This window comes from Microbacterium oleivorans (assembly GCF_013389665.1).
Classification (GTDB): Bacteria; Actinomycetota; Actinomycetes; order Actinomycetales; family Microbacteriaceae; genus Microbacterium; species Microbacterium oleivorans_C.
This window is the reverse complement of the sequence record NZ_CP058316.1, coordinates 3003327-3022268: the sequence shown is the minus strand read 5'-3', so window position 1 is coordinate 3022268 and position 18942 is coordinate 3003327. Positions and strand designations below refer to the sequence as shown.

19 protein-coding genes are annotated in these 18942 nt (G+C 70.5%); 5 read left to right on the top strand and 14 right to left on the bottom strand.

Going from position 1 to position 18942, the window contains the following annotated elements; all coding sequences use genetic code 11:
- Positions 1 to 19: 19 nt before the first annotated feature.
- Positions 20 to 709 carry a lysophospholipid acyltransferase family protein gene (locus tag HW566_RS14335; protein WP_178013979.1) on the bottom strand — a complete coding sequence of 230 codons (690 nt, stop codon included), beginning with the start codon at positions 707 to 709 and terminating at the stop codon, positions 20 to 22.
- Positions 710 to 712: 3 nt separating this feature from the next.
- Positions 713 to 1645, bottom strand: a complete 933-nt coding sequence (locus HW566_RS14330; protein WP_178013977.1) for an ROK family protein — start codon at positions 1643 to 1645, stop codon at positions 713 to 715.
- A gap of 146 nt (positions 1646 to 1791) precedes the next feature.
- Here HW566_RS14330 and HW566_RS14325 point away from each other — a divergent pair, with 146 nt between their 5' ends.
- Positions 1792 to 3627: an AMP-dependent synthetase/ligase gene (locus HW566_RS14325; protein WP_178013975.1), complete on the top strand. Its 1836-nt coding sequence runs from the start codon at positions 1792 to 1794 to the stop codon at positions 3625 to 3627.
- Positions 3628 to 3696: 69 nt separating this feature from the next.
- Here the strand turns inward: HW566_RS14325 and def are convergent, their stop codons facing one another.
- Genes def through HW566_RS14310 form a run of 3 tightly spaced genes read right to left on the bottom strand, consistent with a single transcriptional unit; the run spans position 3697 to position 9300 of the window.
- Complete coding sequence (def, locus tag HW566_RS14320) at positions 3697 to 4188, bottom strand: peptide deformylase (protein WP_178013973.1); 492 nt, start codon at positions 4186 to 4188, stop codon at positions 3697 to 3699.
- Between the two features lies 1 nt (position 4189).
- The gene (locus HW566_RS14315) at positions 4190 to 5842 is read right to left on the bottom strand and encodes a MinD/ParA family ATP-binding protein (RefSeq protein ID WP_178013971.1); all 1653 of its coding nucleotides are present in this window, start codon (positions 5840 to 5842) and stop codon (positions 4190 to 4192) included.
- 50 nt (positions 5843 to 5892) lie between these two features.
- On the bottom strand, positions 5893 to 9300 hold the full coding sequence (locus tag HW566_RS14310; RefSeq protein ID WP_178013969.1) for a pyruvate carboxylase: 3408 nt from the start codon (positions 9298 to 9300) through the stop codon (positions 5893 to 5895).
- Positions 9301 to 9390: 90 nt separating this feature from the next.
- On the opposite strand from HW566_RS14310, the gene HW566_RS14305 reads away from it, so the two are divergent.
- Positions 9391 to 10212, top strand: coding sequence for a ParA family protein (locus HW566_RS14305; protein ID WP_178013967.1), 822 nt, complete (start codon positions 9391 to 9393; stop codon positions 10210 to 10212).
- A 108-nt stretch (positions 10213 to 10320) separates the two neighbouring features.
- On the opposite strand, the gene HW566_RS14300 is transcribed toward HW566_RS14305, so the two are convergent.
- The 3 genes from HW566_RS14300 to HW566_RS14290 form a co-directional block, all read right to left on the bottom strand.
- Entirely contained in the window at positions 10321 to 10866 is a 546-nt protein-coding gene (locus HW566_RS14300) for a MerR family transcriptional regulator (RefSeq protein ID WP_178013965.1), read from the bottom strand.
- Positions 10867 to 10966: 100 nt separating this feature from the next.
- Positions 10967 to 11647 carry a transcriptional regulator FtsR gene (ftsR, locus tag HW566_RS14295; protein ID WP_178013963.1) on the bottom strand — a complete coding sequence of 227 codons (681 nt, stop codon included), beginning with the start codon at positions 11645 to 11647 and terminating at the stop codon, positions 10967 to 10969.
- Positions 11644 to 12108 carry an FHA domain-containing protein gene (locus HW566_RS14290; RefSeq protein WP_256728967.1) on the bottom strand — a complete coding sequence of 155 codons (465 nt, stop codon included), beginning with the start codon at positions 12106 to 12108 and terminating at the stop codon, positions 11644 to 11646. The genes ftsR and HW566_RS14290 overlap by 4 nt, the downstream gene beginning before the upstream one ends.
- A gap of 137 nt (positions 12109 to 12245) precedes the next feature.
- On the opposite strand from HW566_RS14290, the gene HW566_RS14285 reads away from it, so the two are divergent.
- Both HW566_RS14285 and lpdA read left to right on the top strand, forming a co-directional pair.
- On the top strand, positions 12246 to 12800 hold the full coding sequence (locus HW566_RS14285) for a copper resistance CopC family protein (protein WP_178013959.1): 555 nt from the start codon (positions 12246 to 12248) through the stop codon (positions 12798 to 12800).
- 9 nt (positions 12801 to 12809) lie between these two features.
- Positions 12810 to 14210 carry a dihydrolipoyl dehydrogenase gene (lpdA, locus tag HW566_RS14280; protein ID WP_178013957.1) on the top strand — a complete coding sequence of 467 codons (1401 nt, stop codon included), beginning with the start codon at positions 12810 to 12812 and terminating at the stop codon, positions 14208 to 14210.
- Positions 14211 to 14303: 93 nt separating this feature from the next.
- Here lpdA and HW566_RS14275 read toward each other — a convergent pair whose 3' ends face one another.
- Positions 14304 to 14933, bottom strand: a complete 630-nt coding sequence (locus HW566_RS14275; RefSeq protein WP_178013955.1) for a CYTH domain-containing protein — start codon at positions 14931 to 14933, stop codon at positions 14304 to 14306.
- A complete protein-coding gene (locus HW566_RS14270) occupies positions 14923 to 15168 on the bottom strand; it encodes a response regulator (RefSeq protein ID WP_178013953.1) in 246 nt (81 codons plus the stop codon). Before HW566_RS14270 ends, HW566_RS14275 begins: the two co-directional genes overlap by 11 nt.
- 96 nt (positions 15169 to 15264) lie before the next feature.
- On the opposite strand from HW566_RS14270, the gene HW566_RS14265 reads away from it, so the two are divergent.
- Entirely contained in the window at positions 15265 to 15996 is a 732-nt protein-coding gene (locus HW566_RS14265; RefSeq protein WP_178013951.1) for a glutamine amidotransferase, read from the top strand.
- Between the two features lie 16 nt (positions 15997 to 16012).
- On the opposite strand, the gene HW566_RS14260 is transcribed toward HW566_RS14265, so the two are convergent.
- From HW566_RS14260 to HW566_RS14245, 4 genes are read right to left on the bottom strand one after another with little or no spacing between them, the layout of a single operon-like run.
- Positions 16013 to 17026 carry a YihY/virulence factor BrkB family protein gene (locus HW566_RS14260; RefSeq protein WP_178013949.1) on the bottom strand — a complete coding sequence of 338 codons (1014 nt, stop codon included), beginning with the start codon at positions 17024 to 17026 and terminating at the stop codon, positions 16013 to 16015.
- Between the two features lie 58 nt (positions 17027 to 17084).
- Positions 17085 to 17555, bottom strand: a complete 471-nt coding sequence (locus HW566_RS14255) for a prepilin peptidase (protein ID WP_178013947.1) — start codon at positions 17553 to 17555, stop codon at positions 17085 to 17087.
- Positions 17552 to 17848: a DUF1905 domain-containing protein gene (locus HW566_RS14250; protein WP_178013945.1), complete on the bottom strand. Its 297-nt coding sequence runs from the start codon at positions 17846 to 17848 to the stop codon at positions 17552 to 17554. The genes HW566_RS14255 and HW566_RS14250 overlap by 4 nt, the downstream gene beginning before the upstream one ends.
- 51 nt (positions 17849 to 17899) lie before the next feature.
- Positions 17900 to 18892, bottom strand: coding sequence for an aldo/keto reductase (locus tag HW566_RS14245; RefSeq protein ID WP_178013943.1), 993 nt, complete (start codon positions 18890 to 18892; stop codon positions 17900 to 17902).
- Between the last annotated feature and the right edge of the window lie 50 nt (positions 18893 to 18942).

The following is an 18942-nucleotide window of genomic DNA, read 5'->3' as shown; positions in this document are numbered from 1 at the left end:
CAGTCGGCCGTGTGACGCCTCACTCGGGGGTCGCGGCGGACCGCTCCTTCACCGACGAGGCGTACACGTCGTCGTACTGCTGCTCGCCGAGCCGCTGCAAGGCCACCATGATCTCGTCGGTCACCGAGCGCAGTACGTAGCGGTCGCCCTCCATGCCCTGGAATCGCGAGAAGTCGAGCGGTTCGCCGATGACCATCCCGACACGGCCGACACGCGGGATGCTGCGACCGATCGGCATCACGGCGTCCGTGTCGACCATCACCACCGGGATGACGGGCACACGGGCCTCGAGCGCCATCCGCGCCAGCCCCGTGCGTCCCCGGTACAGCTTGCCGTCGGGGCTGCGCGTCCCCTCGGGGTAGATGCCCAGCAGGTCACCGCGCCCGAGCACCTGGAGTCCGGTGTTCAGCGAGGCCTCGGAGGCCTTGCCTCCCGTGCGATCGATCGCGATCTGGCCCGTCGCCTTCATGAACACCCGCGTCGCCCAGCCCTTGAGGCCCGTCCCGGTGAAGTAGTCGCTCTTGGCGAGGAACGACATCGGACGATCGATCATGAGCGGCAGGAAGACCGAGTCGCTGACCGAGAGGTGGTTGCTGGCGAAGATCGCCGCACCCGAGGCCGGGACGTTCCGGCGCCCCACGATCCACGGCCGGAAGATCGCCTTCACGACCGGTCCGATGAAGACGTACTTCATCAGCCAGTAGAACACCGCTCACCGCCCCCCGGCGAGGTCGGCGACGCCGATCATGCCGGCATCGTTGCCGAGGGTGGCGATCGCGAAATCGGCCGGAGCGGCGTTCTCGCCACCGGGAAGTGCGCTTCGATACGTCTCGCGCACCGGACCGAGAAGCGTCTCGCCCAGCTGGGCGACACCGCCGCCGATGACGAAGATCTCGGGGTCGAGCGTGGCCTGGAACCCGCCGGCGGACTCACCCAGCGCGGTCGCGACCCGGCGAAGCGCCTCCACGGCGCCCGGGTCGTCGGCCAGGATGAGGCGGGAGATCGCGTCGCCCGGGATCGTCCCGTGCTCATCGCGCACCTGCGCGAGGGCGGCGCCGAGGTCGGGGTCGGTGGAGATGTCGATCGCCTCGCGCTGCAGCGCGCGGCCCGAGGCGTACTGCTCGAGGCACCCGTGCAGACCGCAACCGCACAGGCGGCCGCCGCGCTCGAAGCGGACGTGGCCGAGCTCGCCGGCTGCTCCGCGCCCGCCGATCAGGAGCTGGCCGTCGATGATGACTGCTCCCCCGACTCCGGTTCCGAGCGTGAGCATCACCATGTTGGAGCTGCCGCGACCCGCGCCGAAACGGTACTCGGCCCATCCGGCGGCGTTCGCGTCGTTCTCCAGCACGACGCGGACGCCGACCCGGGACTCGAGTTCTGCGCGCAGCGGGTGCTCGACCCAGTCGATGTTGGGCGCGTGCCGCATGATCGATCGCGTGCGGTCGAGGAAGCCGGCGGCGGCCACACCGACCGCGGTCACCTCGTGCGATTCCCGGAAGTGCCGGACCATGTCGGCCACGGCGCCGGCGAGGTCGTCGGTGTCGGTGGGGGTGTCGACGCGGATGCGGTCGACGATCGATCCGTCGGCGGAGACCACGCCCCCGGCGATCTTGGTCCCGCCGATGTCGATGCCGATATTGAGCACGCGTCGCCCCTTCCCGCCGGCCGCTCGGCGGGCGCCCCGAGAAGTCTAGTGCGGCCGCTCGCCCGTCCGCGGGCGGACCGCGGGGCGGCCGCACTAGAGTGGCTGTACCCTGCCAGACGCTTCCGGTACCGAAGGAGTTGCCGCTCATGAGCGCCGTCCAATTCGACGTCCCCGCCATCATCCCCGCCGACCCCAGCGCGAACATCTCCGACCTTCTCGTCGAGCGTGTGAAGGCCAGCCCCTCCCGAGCGCTGTTCGCGGTGCCCGAGAACGGGGCTTGGCGCGACATCTCAGCCGCCGAATTCCAACGCGAGGTGATCGCCCTGGCCAAGGGGTTCGTCGCCGCCGGGGTCGAGCCCGGCGACAAGGTGGCCTTCATCGCCCGGACGACCTACGACTGGACGCTCGTCGACTTCGCCCTGTTCTTCGCCGGCGCCGTCATGGTCCCGGTGTACGAGACGAGCTCGTCGTCGCAGATCTCCTGGATCCTCACCGATTCCGGGGCGACGACGGTCATCGCCGAGTCGGCGGATCACGCGGCACGGGTCGCCGAGATCCGCGCCGACGTGCCCCTGGTGCGCGAGGTCTGGACGATGGCGTCCGGCGACCTCGACACCCTGCGCGCGGGCGGCGCACAGGTCGCGGACGACGAGATCGAGCGTCGCCGCAACCTCGCCGTCGGCTCCGACATCGCCACCCTCATCTACACGTCGGGCTCCACCGGCCGGCCCAAGGGATGCGTGCTCACGCACAGCAACTTCGTCGAGCTCGCGCGCAACTCGGGCGAGGCGATGAAAGAGGTCATGACCCACCCCGAGGGCGCGTCGACCCTCCTGTTCATCACAACCGCGCACGTCTTCGCCCGCTTCATCTCGATCCTCTGCGTGCACGCCGGTGTCAAGACCGGCCACCAGCCCGACACGAAGCAGTTGCTTCCGGCGCTCGGCACCTTCCGGCCCACGTTCCTGCTCGCGGTTCCCCGCGTCTTCGAGAAGGTCTACAACTCCGCCGAGCAGAAGGCCGAGGCCGGCGGCAAGGGCAAGATCTTCCGCGCTGCCGCGCACGTCGCGGTCGACCACTCGCGACTCCAGCAGGAGGGCAAGAAGGTCCCGCTCGCGACGAAGCTGAAGTTCCGCCTCTTCGACAAGCTCGTCTACGGCAAGCTCCGCGCCGCCATGGGCGGTCGGGTCGTGTACGCGGTGTCGGGATCGGCGCCGCTGGGCCCTCGGCTCGGACACTTCTTCCACAGCCTCGGCGTGACCATCCTCGAGGGGTATGGGCTCACCGAGACCACGGCGCCCGCGACGGTGAACCTGGCCACCAAGTCGAAGATCGGCACGGTCGGACCTGTGCTTCCGGGAGTCGGCGTGCGTCTGGGTGAGGACGGCGAGGTCGAGGTCCGCGGCATCAACGTGTTCGCGGAGTACTGGCGCAACCCCGAGGCGACCGCCGAGGTGTTCCGCGACGGCTGGTTCAAGACCGGCGACATCGGGTCCTTCGACGCCGACGGCTTCCTCACCATCACCGGACGCAAGAAGGAGATCATCGTCACCGCCGGTGGCAAGAACGTGGCGCCCGCCGTGCTCGAGGACCCGATCCGCGCGAATCCCATCGTCGGGCAGGTCGTCGTCGTCGGCGACCAGAAGCCGTTCATCTCCGCTCTCGTCACGCTCGACCCCGAGATGCTGCCGACCTGGCTCGCGAACAACAACCTGCCTGGCGACATGTCACTCACCGACGCCGCGAAGAACGACGCGGTTCGAGCAGAGGTCCAGCGCGCGATCGACGAGGCCAACGGCAACGTCTCGCGCGCCGAGTCGATCCGCAAGTTCACGATCCTCGACACCGAGTGGACCGAGGCGAGCGGTCACCTGACTCCGAAGATGAGCATCAAGCGCAACGTCATCCTCACCGACTTCGCCGGCGACATCTCCGCGATCTACGACGAGCCGGTCAAGACCAGCAACGTCCCTCTCGGCTGAACCGCCGAAACGACGAGGGCCCCGCGGATGGACGTCATCCCGGGGCCCTGCTCGTCTCGGCCGTGCGTGTCAGAACCAGGACGACTCGCGAACCTCGCGCATCGCGACCCGCCGCTCCGCGGGCGTCAGCCGATCGAGGTAGAGGATGCCGTCGAGGTGATCGCACTCGTGCTGGAGCGCCTGAGCCATGAGCCCCTCGCCCTCGAGCACGAGCTCCTCCCCGTCGAGATCCATCCCGACGGCTCGCGCGTAGGGATGCCGGAGCGTGTCGTGCCACAGGCCCGGCACCGACAGGCAACCCTCGCCGATCAGCGACGGCTCGCCGGACGCCTCGACGAGCCGCGGGTTGAGGATGTAGCCGATGACCCCGTCGACGTTGTAGCTGAACGCGCGCAGCCCCACGCCGATCTGCGGCGCCGCGACTCCCGCCCGGCCGGGCAGCTCGACGGTCTCGAGGAGGTCGCGCACCAGCGAGCGGACGCCGTCGTCGATGGCGGTGATGCGTGCCGCCGGCGACTTCAGAACGGGGTCGCCGAAGAAACGGATGTTACGGACGGCCATGTCAGGCGGCCGCGGCTGAGAGACGGAGGCCTTCGACCACGCTGGCGGCGAGCTTGCGCGCCGCCTCGCGGGTCGCCGGGTCGAGGTCGCGGAAGGTGACCGCGCTTCCGGCCGCGAGGTGCGGGTCGTACGGAATCCGCACGACCGAACGCACCCGAGAGCCGAAGTGCGTCTCGAGCTCGTCCGCACGCACCATGGGAGTGCCCGGACGCGAGGTGTTGAGCACGACGACCGCGCTTTTGACAGCGTCGGCGAACCCGTTGGACTCGAGCCACGTCAGCGTCTCGGACGCCAGCCGAGCCTCGTCGACGGAGAGCCCGGCGACGACCACGATCTGATCGGAGAGCCCGAGCGTGGCGCCCATCACGGAGTGGACGATGCCGGTGCCGGTGTCGGTGAGCACGATCGAGTAGTAGTGCGCGGCGATCGCGGCGACGTTCTCGTAGTCATGATCGCTGAACGCCTCGGACACGTGCGGATCGGTGTCGGAGGCCAGGACGTCGAGGCGCGTCTCGTCGCGCGCGACGACCGAGGACAGGTCGTTGAACCCCACGACCTCGCCGCTGGTGCGCACGAGATCGCGGACGGTCTTGCCGCTCGTGCGGGAGATGCGGTCGGCCAGGGTGCCGCGGTCGGGGTTGGCGTCGATCGCGATGACCCGATCGTCGCGCGCATCGGCGAGCGCCATGCCCAGGAGCGTCGTGACGGTCGTCTTGCCGACGCCCCCCTTGCGGGAGAGCACCGGCACGAACTTCGCGCCGCCGGCCAGCGGAGCCGAGATGCGACGGTCGAGCTCCTTGCGCGATCGTGCCCGCTTGCCGTCGCCGAGGTTGATGCGGTGACCCGAGACGGTGTAGACGAAGCGCTGCCACCGGCCCTCGGGCTCGGCACGGACGACCTGCGACGGATCGAGCAGCCGCTCGGCCGTGAGGAGATCGGCGGATTCGCGGCCGGGCTCGAGGTCGCCGATGCGCCGCGACTGGAGCACGGGCTCTGCCGGACGGACGACCTGCACGCGTTCGGTCGCGTGGCGCACCTGCTCGGCGGCCTGATGCGCCTCCCGGCGGGTCGTCGGCACGGATCCCGTGATCACGGTGGCCGTCGGGACGACCGTGGCCACGACGGTGCCGGACGGCGTGTCGGAGCCTGCGTCGGGTGCGTCGCCCTCGTCCGGCGTGTCGGTCACGGCCGCCGCCGGCTCGACGACGGCGTGCGCGCCGGTCCCGTCGTCTCCGTCTATCGTCGCCACGATGACCTCGGAGGTGTCGACGCGCGCGTCGGGCGCCTCGGCGCGCTCGTCTCCGTCCGTCAGCTCCACGGGCCCGTGCTCCGACTCCGCGGGCGCCTCGGCGTCCTCGGCCGCCGGAGCGGCGTCGGCATCCGCCTCGCCGTCGTCGTCCGGCGCGTCCGGATCGGAGGCCTGCGCCGAGGGCGCGGCTGTCCCCAGGGGGATGTCGCCGGTCGCGATCTGCTCGTCGGCGACCTCGCCGTCGACGACGTCGTCGTCATCGACGTCCTCGTCATCGGCGGGCAGGGCCACATCGACCTGGGCCGTGCCCCCGATGATGCCGATCGCGGTCGTATGGATGCTCCCGCCGTCGACGAGGACCGCGGGGTCGTTCTCGTCAGGCTGATTCTCGTTGCGCTCAGGCATGTTGTGCTGCGTCCACTCCAGGGTCTCGAGCTCGCGCCCGACCCCTTAGGCTACTCGCCACGCCGGATGACGACCAAAAGGTCTCCGGCCTCGACCTGCGCGGTGCCGCCGACGACGAGCCGATCCACCACCCCGGCGACGGGTGCGGTGATGGCGGCCTCCATCTTCATCGCCTCGATCGACGCGACCGGTTGGCCCGCGGCGACGGTCTCGCCGACAGCCGCCTTGAGCGTCACGACGCCCGAGAACGGAGCCGCGACGTGTCCGGGGATCGAGGTGTCGGCCTTCTCGGCCTGACGTGCCTCGACGCTGATGGAGCGGTCTCGGACGAACACCGGCCGCAGCTGACCGTTGAGGGTGGCCATGACGGTGCGCATGCCCTTGTCGTCCGCCTCGCCGATGGCCTCGAGACCGACGTAGAGCTGCACGCCGCGCTCGATCTCGACGACATGCTCGGCCCCCGGGACCAGACCGTAGAGGTAGTCCGCCGTGTCGAGCACGCTGAGGTCTCCGAAGCTGTCGCGGACGCGGTCGAACTCCCGTGTCGGGGCAGGGAAGAGCAGCGTGTTCAGGGCCCGTCGCCGGGTCGGGGAATCTCCCGCGAGGGCCGCCGACTCCGCCGCCGTCAGCTCGGCGACGCCGGGTCGCACCGTGCGGCCGGCGAGAACCTTGGAGCGGAACGGCTCGGGCCACCCGCCCGGCAGATCGCCCAGCTCCCCCGCCATGAAGCCCACGACCGACTCGGGGATGTCGTAGGCCCTCGGGTCGGCGGCGAAGGCGGCCGGGTCGGCCTTGACGGCGGCCAGGTGGAGCGCGAGGTCGCCCACGACCTTGGACGACGGCGTGACCTTGGGCACGCGCCCGAGGATGCGGTCGGCGGCGGCGTACATGTCCTCGATGAGCTCGAAGTCGTCGGCGAGGCCGAGCGCGATGGCCTGCTGCCGCAGGTTCGAGAGCTGACCGCCGGGGATCTCGTGCCGGTACACCCGCCCCGTCGGCCCGGGCAGGCCCGACTCGAACGGGCGGTACAGATGCCGCACCGCCTCCCAGTACGGCTCGAGGTCCGACACCGCGTCGAGATCGAGACCGGTGTCCCGCTCGGTGTGGGCGAGCGCTGCGACCAGCGCCGAGAGGGAGGGCTGGCTCGTCGTGCCGGCCATGGGTGCCGACGCCGCGTCGACGGCGTCGGCACCGGACGCAGCGGCGGCCAGGAGCGTGGCGAGCTGGCCGCCGGCGGTGTCGTGGGTGTGGACGTGGACGGGGACGTCGAAGTTCTCGCGCAGCGCCGTCACGAGCCGCGCCGCGGCCGCGGGGCGCAGCAGTCCGGCCATGTCCTTGATCGCGATGACATGGGCGCCGGCATCGACGATCTGCTCAGCCAACCCGAGGTAGTAGTCGAGCGTGTAGAGCTCCTCGCGCGGATCGATCAGGTCGCCCGTGTAGCAGAGGGCGACCTCGGCGACGGTGCTCCCCGTTGCCAGCACGGCGTCGATGGCCGGGCGCATCTGCGACACGTCGTTCAGGGCGTCGAAGATCCGGAAGATGTCGATGCCGGCATCGGCCGCCTCCGCGACGAAAGCCTCGGTCACCGCGGTGGGATAGGGCGTGTATCCGACGGTGTTGCGGCCTCGCAGCAGCATCTGGATGGCGATGTTGGGCAGAGCGGTGCGCAGCTTGTCGAGACGCTCCCACGGGTCCTCGCCCAGAAACCGCAGCGCGACGTCATAGGTCGCGCCGCCCCAGGCCTCGACCGAGAGCAGCTGCGGGGTCAGGCGCGACACCGCCGGGGCGACGGCGACGAGATCCTTCGTGCGCACCCGGGTGGCCAGGAGCGACTGGTGCGCGTCGCGGAACGTCGTCTCTGTGACCGCGAGCGCCGTCTGCTCTCGCAGCGCGCGCGCGAAACCGGCCGGCCCGAGATCGAGGAGGCGCTGACGGGATCCCGGAGCGGGGGCGGTGGTCGAATCGACCAGCGGCAGCTTGGAACGGGGCTCGACGGTGTGCGGCGCGGATCCATGCGGACGGTTGACCGTGGTCTCGGCCAGCCATCCGAGGATCTTCGAGCCGCGGTCCTTCGACGGGCGACCATCGAGCAGTTCCGGCCGTTCGTCGATGAAGGCGGTGCTGAGGTCGCCTCGCTCGAACGCCGGGTCGTCGAGTACCTGCTGGAGGAAGGGGATGTTCGTCGAGACGCCGCGGATGCGGAACTCCGCCAGCGCCCGCCGCGAGCGCACCACCGCCGCCTCGAAGTCGCGACCACGGCACGTGAGCTTGGCGAGCATCGAATCGAAGTGCGGGCTCACCTGCGAGCCGGCGGCCGTCGTACCGCCGTCGAGGCGGATGCCGGCACCTCCCGGCGAACGGTAGGTGGTGATCTTCCCCGTGTCGGGACGGAAGCCCTGCGCCGGGTCCTCCGTGGTGATGCGGCACTGCAGCGCCGCTCCTCGCAACCGGATGTCCTCCTGCATCAGTCCGAGGTCCCGCAGCGTCTCACCGGCGGCGATGCGCATCTGGGACTGGACGAGGTCGACGTCCGTCACCTCCTCGGTCACGGTGTGCTCCACCTGGATGCGCGGATTCATCTCGATGAACACCACCTCGCCCGCGCGCGGCCCGGCCGTCTCGAGCAGGAACTCCACGGTTCCCGCGTTCTCGTAGCCGATCGACTCGGCGAATGCGATCGCGTGCCGATGGAGGTCGGCGCGCGTGGTGTCGTCGAGGTTGGGCGCCGGGGCGATCTCGATGACCTTCTGATGCCTCCGCTGCACCGAGCAGTCCCGTTCGAAGAGGTGCACGGTGGCACCGGTCGCGTCCGCGAGGATCTGCACTTCGACATGGCGCGGTCGCTGCACCGCCTGCTCGAGGAACACGCGCGCGTCTCCGAAGGCACTGGCGGCCTCGCGCATGGCTTCCGACAGCGCGGGCGCGAGCGCCTCGGGGGTCGCGACGCGACGCATGCCGCGCCCGCCGCCGCCGGCGACCGCCTTGACGAAGATGGGGAACCCGATGTCGACGGCCTCGGCGACCAGGGCGTCGATGTCATCGGATGCATCGGTCGAACGCAGCACCGGGACGCCGGCGGCGATGGCGTGACGTTTGGCGGTGACCTTGTTGCCGGCCATCTCGAGCACGCCCGCCGACGGCCCGATGAAGGCGATGCCCGCCTCCGCCGCGCGCGCGGCCAGCTCGGGGTTCTCCGAGAGGAACCCGTACCCGGGATAGATCGCGTCGGCTCCGCTCTCGCGCGCCACACGAACGATCTCGTCGACGTCGAGGTACGCGCGCACCGGGTGACCCTTCGTGCCGATCGGGTAGGCCTCGTCGGCTTTCAACCGGTGCAGCGAGTAGCGATCCTCGTGCGGATAGACCGCGACGGTGCGCGCCCCCAACTCGAACGCCGCTCGAAAGGCGCGGATGGCGATCTCGCCGCGGTTGGCGACCAGGATCTTTCGGAACATGCTCACCTCGCAGGAGTGAGACGCGCGGCGACGGTGCCGCACGAGGGCTCGAATACCCTCACAGCCTAGGGGACGGTAACGTAGAGCCTCGTGCACGTACTTTCCGTCAGCTCGCTCAAGGGCGGGGTCGGCAAGACCACGGTCACCTTGGGGCTCGCATCCGCCGCGTTCGCCCGCGGGGTCCGGACGTTGGTCGTCGATCTCGATCCGCAGTCCGACGTGTCGACGGGGATGGACATCCAGGTCGCCGGCCGACTCAACGTCGCCGATGTCCTCGCCAATCCCAAGGAGAAGGTGGTCCGGCAGGCCATCACCTCGAGCGGCTGGGCCAAGGTGCACCCCGGCACGATCGATGTCCTGATCGGCAGCCCGTCGGCCATCAACTTCGACGGACCGCACCCCAGCGTCCGCGATGTGTGGAAGCTCGAAGAGGCGCTCGCCACGATCGAGGCCGATTACGACCTCGTCCTGATCGACTGCGCGCCCTCCCTCAACGCCCTCACGCGCACGGCGTGGGCCGCGAGTGACCGCGTGATCGTCGTGACCGAGCCCGGCCTGTTCTCCGTCGCCGCAGCCGACCGCGCCCTCCGCGCGATCGAGGAGATCCGGCGCGGTCTTTCTCCCCGCCTGCAGCCGCTCGGCATCGTCGTCAATCGCGTGCGCCCGCAGTCGATCGAGCACCAGTTCCGCATCAAGGAGCTGCGCGACATGTTCGGCCCGCTCGTGCTGTCGCCCCAGTTGCCCGAGCGCACCTCGCTGCAACAGGCCCAGGGCGCGGCGAAGCCGCTGCACATCTGGCCGGGAGACTCGGCTCAGGAGCTCGCCTCCGACTTCGACGCGCTTCTCGACCGCGTTCTGCGGACCGGCCGCATCGCGGTCGCGGGCGAGACGCCTGCCGCCGCGCAGAGCTGACGCTCGCGCACCGACGACGCAGACGGGCCCGGCCGCACGAGAACGTGCGCCGGGCTTCTGCTGTGTCGCGGGTCTGTCATCGCGCGTCGCGCGACGGGCCGAGACGCCTCAGGCGCTGCGGACCGAGCGCCGGGCCGCCAGCTCGTCGACCGGGTCGGGCGACTGCGGGTCGAACTCGACGAGAGTGGACTCGACCTCACGGAGGACCTTGCCCACGGCGATGCCGAAGACGCCCTGTCCCCGGCTGACGAGGTCGATCACCTCGTCGTTCGAGGTGCAGAGGTAGACCGACGCGCCGTCGCTCATGAGGGTGGTTCCGGCGAGGTCGCGGATACCGGCGGCGCGCAGCTGATCGACGGCCACCCTGATCTGCTGGAGTGAGATGCCGGTGTCGAGCAGGCGCTTGACGAGCTTCAGGACGAGGATGTCGCGGAACCCGTACAGACGCTGCGACCCTGAACCGCTCGCGCCGCGGACGGTCGGCTCGACCAGCTCGGTGCGTGCCCAGTAGTCGAGCTGCCGATAGGTGATGCCGGCGGCACGCGCCGCCTGTGCGCCGCGGTAGCCGACTTCGTCGTCCATCTGCGGCAAGCCGTCGGTGAAGAGCAGGTCGGTCGTGAACCGCGGCTCGCCGAGCGAATCGTGCGCGGTCATCTGGGCCTCCTGCGGGACGGTCGGGTTGGTACCACGCTAGATGAGGGATGCCGGTGCGGCAACGACATCCGCGTCGAGAGGGCGGCGTGTCGCGGGAGCCTCATCGCGGCAGTCGGTCGATCGCGGTCTGGACGAACGCGGTGCGCACCTCGTCCAGCCGTCGCACGAGCTCGGGCGCGAGCTCGTGCGCGCGTCCTCGCGACGTCGAGTCGGTGCGACGGAGCAGGGGCGCGAGCGCCGTCTCGACGAGGGCGACATCGCGCTCGGCGGCCTGGCGGACCGTGCGCAGGTGGCGCGGGCCGATGCCGTGCCGATCGAGCGCGACGAGAGTGCGCAGCAGCGCCAGTGCCCGGTCGTCATACGTGTCGGCGGCGGGAAGCAGCCCCGCCGACACGGCGTCGCCGAGGAGCGCCGGGGTGGCGGCGGCCTGTTCGACGAGCTCGTCGCGGCGGTAGCGGCGGTGGGCGACGATCGAGGCCGGCGCAGCGGGCGGCATCCCCTCGGTGCCGGCGGTGTCGAGGTATTCGCGGATCCGTGCGAGGGGCATGTAGTGATCGCGCTGGAGCGTCAGGGCGGTTCGCAGCCTCTCGACGTCGGCCGACGAGAACTTGCGGTACCCCGAACCGGTGCGGGTCGGGGTGACGATGCCCTGATCCTCGAGGTAGCGGAGCTTGCTCGAGCTGAGCGCGGGGAACTCGGGGCTCAGACGCGCGAGCACCTGACCGATGCTCAGATGTCCCGCCGCCGCGGAGCGGCTGCGGGCTGCGGAGGCGGAGCTCACGCTCCCGACGCCTGGGCGCGGTCGAGGGGCGAGATGAAGAAGTTCAGGCGGAACTTGCCGACCCGCAGTTCCGCGCCGTCCGAGAGGACGGCACGATCCACGCGCTCACCGTTGACGTAGGTGCCGTTGAGCGATCGCTGATCGACGATCTCGAACGCCGAGCCGGTGCGGGTGATCTCGGCGTGACGGCGCGAGACGGTGACGTCGTCGAAGAAGATGTCGGCCTCGGGGTGGCGACCCACGGTCGTCACGTCGGTGTCGAGCAGGTAGCGGGCACCGGCCGTCGGCCCCGAACGCACGAGCAGCAGAGCCGCGCGCTCCGGAAGCGCCTGAATGGCATCGCGCTCGACCGCGGTGAGGTCGGCCCCGAACGGCACGAACGACAGGTCGAGGTCATGCCCGAACGTCTGCGTCGTGTCCGAGGAACCGCTGTGCGGCGTGCGGTCGGGCTCGCGTCGGATGTCGTCGACGTCTCGATCCTTGTCGTCCACAGTGTCCTCCTCTTCGGGGCCAGCCTAACGGATCACGGCGCCCGCGCGAACGCGGGTTCCCCCTCTCGCCGAGCGGGGTCGCAGCCGGCGCGGATAGGGTCGGATCGATGTCTCAGCGCACCCCTTCCTCCCGCCCCCGCCTGCTGGCGATCGCCGGCCTGCTCCTCGGACTCGCGGCGACGGCCGCGGCATCCCCCGCGTTCGCTCACGACGAGCTGGTCGCCTCGGACCCGGCCGCCGACAGCACCGTCGCCGAGCTCCCCGACGAGCTCACGCTGACCTTCAGCGGCGTCCTGATCGACGAAACCGGGGTCAACGCGATCTCGGCGACCGACGCCGCCGGGGCCGAGCTCGCCGAGGGCACCCCCCAGCTCGACGGCACGCGGATCACCCAGCCCCTCGTCGGCGACAGCCAGGGCACGATCACCGTGCGCTGGCGCGTCGTCTCGAGCGACGGACACCCCGTGTCGGGCGAGTACTCCTTCGTCGCGGGAGACCCTGCCCAGGCCCCGTCGGCAGCGCCCGACGCGGCACCCGAGACGACGGACGGCGAGGGCCTCCCGCCTGCCTTCTGGGTCGTCGTCTCCGTAGCCGCCGCCGGTGGCGTGACGGCGCTGATCGCCGCCCTCGTCGCGGCATCCCGCCGACGCACCGAGGACTAGGCTGAGAGCATGCCTCACTACAACGTCGTCATCCTCGGCGCGGGCCCCGGCGGGTACGTCGCAGCTGTTCGCGCTGCGCAGCTCGGACAGTCCGTCGCGATCATCGAAGAGAAGTACTGGGGAGGCGTGTGCCTGAACGTCGGCTGCATCCCCTCCAAGTCGCTGCTGAAGAACGCCGACCTCGCCCACACGTTCAACCACAAGGCCGAGCTGTTCGGCATCAGCGGTGACGTGCACTTCGACTTCGGCAGCGCGTTCGACCGCAGCCGCAAGGTCGCCGAGACGCACGTCAAGGGCATCCACTTCCTGATGAAGAAGAACAAGGTCACCGAGTACGAGGGCCGAGGCTCCTTCATCGACGCGAAGTCGATCCAGGTGACCAAGGCGGACGGCTCGCAGGAGACCGTCACCTTCGACAACGTGATCATCGCCACCGGCTCGACCGTGCGACTGCTGCCGGGCGTGCAGCTGAGCGAGAACGTCGTGACCTACGAGGAGCAGATCCTCAACCGCGAGCTCCCCGGCTCGCTCGTCATCGTCGGTGCCGGCGCGATCGGCATGGAGTTCGCGTTCGTCATGTCGAACTACGGCGTGAAGGTCACCATCATCGAGTTCCTCGACCGGGCCCTGCCCAACGAGGACGTCGAAGTCTCGAAGGAGATCCAGAAGCAGTACAAGAAGTACGGCATCGAGATCCTCACCTCGACCAAGGTCGAGCAGATCGACGACGCGGGCGACAAGGTCACCGTGACGTACTCGGCCAACGCCGACGGCGAGAAGAAGACGATCGAGACCGATCGGGTGCTGATGTCGATCGGCTTCGCTCCCCGCGTCGAGGGCTTCGGCCTCGAGAACACCGGCGTGAAGCTCACCGAGCGCGGTGCGATCGACATCGACGACCACATGCGCACGAACGTCGAGGGCGTCTACGCGATCGGCGACGTCACCGCCAAGCTCCAGCTCGCCCACGTCGCCGAGGCGCAGGGCGTCGTGGCCGCCGAGACGATCGGCGGCGCCGAGACCCAGACGCTCGGCGACTACCGCAACATGCCCCGTGCCACGTTCTGCTCGCCTCAGATCGCGTCGTTCGGACTCACCGAGCAGCAGGCGCGTGACGCGGGTTACGACGTCAAGGTCGCGAAGTTCCCGTTCTCCGCCAACGGCAAGGCCAACGGCCTGGGCGAGCCGGTCGGCTTCGTCAAGCTCATCGCCGACGCCGAGCACCTCGAGCTCCTCGGCGGCCACCTCATCGGTCCCGACGTCTCGGAGCTCCTGCCTGAGCTGACCCTCGCTCAGAAGTGGGACCTGACCGCTCTGGAGGCGGCGCGCAACGTCCACACCCACCCGACGCTCTCGGAGGGCCTGCAGGAGGCCTTCCACGGTCTCGCGGGGCACATGATCAACCTCTGACCTCCCCGGTCTCGACACGAAAGCACCGCCCGGCTCGCCGGCGGTGCTTTCGTGTCGGTCGGGTCGGTGCGCCGATTCGGCACCGCGGTCGGATCAGCGGCCGAGGGCGCGGGCGAGCTTCGATCCGGATGCCGCAGGAACTCCCCCGACGGCGCGCACGAGCTCGTCGGCGGCTCGGAAGAAGTCGTCGATGCGAGAGGGCGAGGGTGCGGCGGGTCCGAGCTCGAGCTCCCATTCCCGCCACGAGCTCTCGCGGCCGGAGCCGACATCGGTCGCGGTGACCCGGTCGTCGACGAACTCGGCGACGACGCCGCCCGACGCATCGAGCAGCGCGAACGCCGTTCGCGCGTTGCGGATCCGCGCGATCACCTCGTACGGCGGCGACGCGACGGCCGTCAGCTCGCGGAGGATCGGTTCGGGGACGTGCAGAGGCTGACCGGGTACGACCTCGTCGAGCGGCCACTGCGTCTCGTGTTTGCCCTCGGGGGTGGTTCGCTTGATGTGCCACCCCGCATCCGGACCTCCGGTACGGCGTCGCAGCGCCGTACCGGCAGCCGCCAGCCGCCCGTCGACGGTGTCGAGGTAGGAGGCGTCGAGCGCGCGAGGCTCGGCCGCGCCGACGACGGCGACGCCGGGCAGCGCCGACCAGTCGGGCAGCGGTGTCTCGGCGTCGACGTCGTACTTGCGCTCGATCTCGATCGAGCTGCGCGGCTCAGTCGTCACCGGTGACGCGATCGTCCCGCTCGTCGGCCGAAGGGGCGATGTCGTCCTCGGCCTCGACGAAGTGGAACTCGGACGAGGTCGGACCGTCGCCCTCGCCGGTGTTCTCGGCGGCGCCGGCTCGCTCGTAGACGACCTGCGTCTCGCTGTAGGGAAGGATCAGCCGGTCCGACGTCTCATCGTCCAGCGGAAGGGTCTGCCCGTCGAGCGGGCCTCCGTGCAGTCGTGCAATAGCCATGTTCTGACCTCCTGTCCCCGACCCTACCCGCGCCCCGCCGAGCGCCCGATACGCTTGCGCCATGGGCACCAGCGCACTACGGAGCGGGACCGCCGCGTGAAACCCTTCGTGTTGCTGGCGACTCGCTCCGAGGATGTCCCCGCCGATGAGGAGTACGCCCTCTTCCTGCGCCACTCCGGGCTCGACGAGGGCTCGCTCCGCCGCATCCGGCTCGAGTCGACACCGATGCCCGAGCTCGATCTCGACGAGATCTCGGGGATCTTCGTCGGGGGCGGTCCGTTCAACGCGTCCGATCCGGTCGAGCGCAAGTCGGTCGTGCAGCGTCGCGTCGAGGCGGAGTTCGCCACGCTGCTCGATCGCGTCGTGGCGGCGGATGCCCCCTTCCTCGGGGCGTGCTACGGGGTGGGGACGGTCGGCGCCCACCTCGGTGCCACCATCGACCGCCGATTCGGCGAGCCCATCAGCGTCGTCGACGTCGAGGTGAGTGAAGCCGGACGCCACGACCCGCTGTTGTCCGCCCTTCCCCCGGTGTTCTCGGCGTTCGTCGGCCACAAGGAGGCGATCTCCGTCCTGCCGCCGCGGGCGACGCTGCTGGCCTCCTCCGCGGGATGCCCGGTGCAGATGTTCCGCGTCGGCCGGAACGTCTACGCGACCCAGTTCCACCCCGAGCTGGACCTCGCGGGCATCACCACCCGTATCCACGCCTATGCCGGGCACGGCTACTTCGCCCCGGACGAGCTCGACCTGACCCTGGCGGCGGTGCGTCGCGCGGAGGTCGCCCACACCGGTTCGATCCTGCGGACCTTCGTCGAGCGCTACGGGCGCTAGCGCTCCGCCGCCCCGCTCAGGTCGACGAGCTCGAGCGCTCGTCCGCCTCGAGCGCGCGAGCCTTCTCGAGCTCGCGCGCCGCCGCAGAGACCGCGTCTTCGGCGCGCTGCACCCGCCGCTGCAGGAACGTCGCCGCACCGAAGCGGTACCGCACCCGGTCCTCCTCCTCACGGACGCTCGTGACGATGTAGGCGGTCGCGACGAGGATGACCTGCGACGAGAGGTTCAGCCACAGCAGCAGGGCGATGAGCGATGCGAACGACACCAGCAGAGGGTTCGACGTCGCGCCGCCGACGAACAGGCCCGAGAGCTGCTGGAGCACGGTCAGCCCGGCGGCGCCGAGCAGCGCCCCGCTCCAGAGCGTCTTCCTGCGGGCCCGCACGCCGGAGAGGACGCGGAAGAGCACGGCCACGGCGACGGCGTCGAGTGCGAAGACCACGAGGACCGAGACGAACCATCCGCCGAACTGCACGAGCGGGTCGGTGTCGGCGAGACCGACCAGATCGGCGAGGATGCCGACACCCGCGGTCCCGAGGAACGTCACCCCGGCTGCGGCGACCAGGGCGCCGCCGATCCCGATCGCGAGCGCCAGGTTGCGCAGCAGGACCCAGACGAACAGGACGTCGTCGCTCATCTCATCGGCGATCGCACGCATGGCCGTGCGCAGCGATCCGATTGCGCCGATCGCGGCTCCGGCGAGGCCCACCGTGGCGATGACGCCGGCGATCGTGAGTCCCGTGGGAGCGGTGATGTCGTCGAGCTTGATCAGACCGTCCTCTCCGACGAGGCCCGGGATCACCCGGTTCACCGCGTCGATGAGCGCCTGCCATGCGGCCGGATCACCGGCCAGCCAGAGCGCTGCGATGGAGAATCCGAGCAGGACCCCGGCGAACACGCTGAACAGCGTCCGATAGGTGACGCTGTCGGCCAGGACGGCGCCGCGGTGCTCGCTGTAGAGCAGGAAGGCCCGCACGGGCTTGCGCTGCAGAGCCCACGCGATCGAGCGGGAGACGAACGTGGTGTCTGCCATGCCCGCAACGATAGCGCCCGGCTGCACCGGGACCGTGACCCTTGACAGCTCGCGGCGCTCAGAACAGTGCGATCGCGAGCATCGTCCATGCCCCGGCGAGCATGAACGGCCCGAAGGGGATGCGCGTCCTCCGGTCCGCCCGCCGGAGCGCGATGAGCACGAGCGCGACGAGACCGCCGGAGAGGAAGGCAGCCGCGGTCGCCAGGACCAGGATCTCCCACCCGTGCGCACCCGTCGCGAGACCGAGAGCGCCCGCGAGCTTCACGTCTCCCCCGCCGAGACCCCCGCCGCGATACAGGAGGTAGGAGGCCGCGAACAGCACGGATGCCGAGATCGCGGCTCCGACCACCGGGAGCGCGGAGGATTCGTGGAACCCGCGCCACACGGCGTACGCGAGCGCGAACGGGTACAGCGCGAACACCAGCCGATTGGGCAGCCGATGACTGCGGAGATCGATGACGGCGAGAGCGATGCTCACGCCGAGCGCCGGCACGAGCAGCACCGCCGGGACGACCGCGGACAGCGTCACGCGTCGAGGACCTCGAGCCGCACGTGCACGACGCCGTCGCCGCCGATCGCCTCGGCGCGCCGTATCGCCTGCTTCAGCGGGAGGATGTACACGCCCCGCGCCGCGTCGGGGAAGATGGACGTCGACCAGGTCGAACCGCCGATGCCGGCCCGCACGCGGACGGCCCCGAAGCCACGCCGCATCCGCGGGATCTCACGGATGTCGGCGCTCGCCTCGTCGGGGACCGCGGCGAAGAACCAGTCCTGGGTGCGGGCGGCCCAGCGGAAGACCTCCGCGTCGAACTCGAGGATCACCCGCTCAGCGTAGAGGCCGGCGACGACACGACCGTGACGATGTCCACAGGGTCACCAGTGCGCGTGGACCTCGGCCTTCAGCATCCCGTCGTAGACGTCGGTGACGGCGTCGTCGAACGCCGTGAGGTCGGTGCCGTCGTCGAGAAGCTCGGCCGCCGCCGCGTTCGCCCGCGCCTGCTCGGGGGTGCGGGCGCCCGGTATGACGCTGGTCACGCCGGGGCGGGACGCGATCCAGGCCAGCGTCGCGGCCGGTAGCGAGACGCCCTCCGGCACGGCCGCGGCGAGGCGCCCGGCCGCTGCCACGCCGGTCTCGAAGTCGACGCCCGAGAACGTCTCGCCACGGTCGAACGCCTCGCCGTCGCGGTTGTACGAGCGGTGGTCGTCGGCGGCGAAGGTCGTGTCGCTGGTGTACCGACCGCTCAACAGACCCGACGCGAGCGGGACCCGGGCGAAGATCGCGACGCCCGCGGCCGCGGCGGCGGGCAGGACCTGCTCGAGAGGCTTCAGCCGGAACGGGTTGACGATGATCTGCACGTTCGTCACGTGAGGGCGGGCGATCGCCGCCAGCGCCTGGTCGACCGTCTCGACCGAGACGCCGTAGGCCGCGATCGCACCGGACGCGACGAGCTCGTCGAGCGCGTCGTAGGTGGCGTCCGACTCGATCACCGCGGTGGGCGGGCAATGCAGCTGCACCAGATCGAGCACGTCGACGCCGAGGTTGCGACGCGAGCGGTCGGTCCACGCGCGGAAATTGTCGCGGGTGTAATTGCCGGGCTCCTGGGCGAGGCGGCGTCCCATCTTGGTCGCCACCGTCACGGTGTGCCCGGGACGGTCGGCCAGGAAACGGCCGATGATCGTCTCGCTGCGCCCGTCTCCGTAGACGTCGGCGGTGTCGAAGAGCGTGACGCCGGCATCGACGGATGCCGCCAGAACCGAGCGCGCCTGCTCCTCGTCGACATCGCCCCAGTCGGCGCCGAGCTGCCAGGTGCCGAGGCCGATGGCCGAGACCGAGTGGGACGTGGACGCGAGGCGACGCTGCTGCATGGGTCCAGCGTAGGTGGAGGGCCGGGCACCGGGGCCCGACCCTCCGGTTC

What these genes read in the sequence shown, in the direction of transcription:
- HW566_RS14300 (WP_178013965.1), bottom strand. Translation starts at nt 10,866, where the DNA reads ATGACCGCGCACGATTCGCTCGGCGAGCCGCGGTTCACGACCGACCTG.
- HW566_RS14310 (WP_178013969.1), bottom strand. Translation starts at nt 9,300, where the DNA reads ATGTTCCGAAAGATCCTGGTCGCCAACCGCGGCGAGATCGCCATCCGC.
- lpdA (WP_178013957.1), top strand. Translation starts at nt 12,810, where the DNA reads ATGCCTCACTACAACGTCGTCATCCTCGGCGCGGGCCCCGGCGGGTAC.
- def (WP_178013973.1), bottom strand. Translation starts at nt 4,188, where the DNA reads ATGGCCGTCCGTAACATCCGTTTCTTCGGCGACCCCGTTCTGAAGTCG.
- HW566_RS14260 (WP_178013949.1), bottom strand. Translation starts at nt 17,026, where the DNA reads ATGGCAGACACCACGTTCGTCTCCCGCTCGATCGCGTGGGCTCTGCAG.
- HW566_RS14325 (WP_178013975.1), top strand. Translation starts at nt 1,792, where the DNA reads ATGAGCGCCGTCCAATTCGACGTCCCCGCCATCATCCCCGCCGACCCC.
- HW566_RS14270 (WP_178013953.1), bottom strand. Translation starts at nt 15,168, where the DNA reads ATGGCTATTGCACGACTGCACGGAGGCCCGCTCGACGGGCAGACCCTT.
- HW566_RS14245 (WP_178013943.1), bottom strand. Translation starts at nt 18,892, where the DNA reads ATGCAGCAGCGTCGCCTCGCGTCCACGTCCCACTCGGTCTCGGCCATC.
- HW566_RS14315 (WP_178013971.1), bottom strand. Translation starts at nt 5,842, where the DNA reads ATGCCTGAGCGCAACGAGAATCAGCCTGACGAGAACGACCCCGCGGTC.
- HW566_RS14285 (WP_178013959.1), top strand. Translation starts at nt 12,246, where the DNA reads ATGTCTCAGCGCACCCCTTCCTCCCGCCCCCGCCTGCTGGCGATCGCC.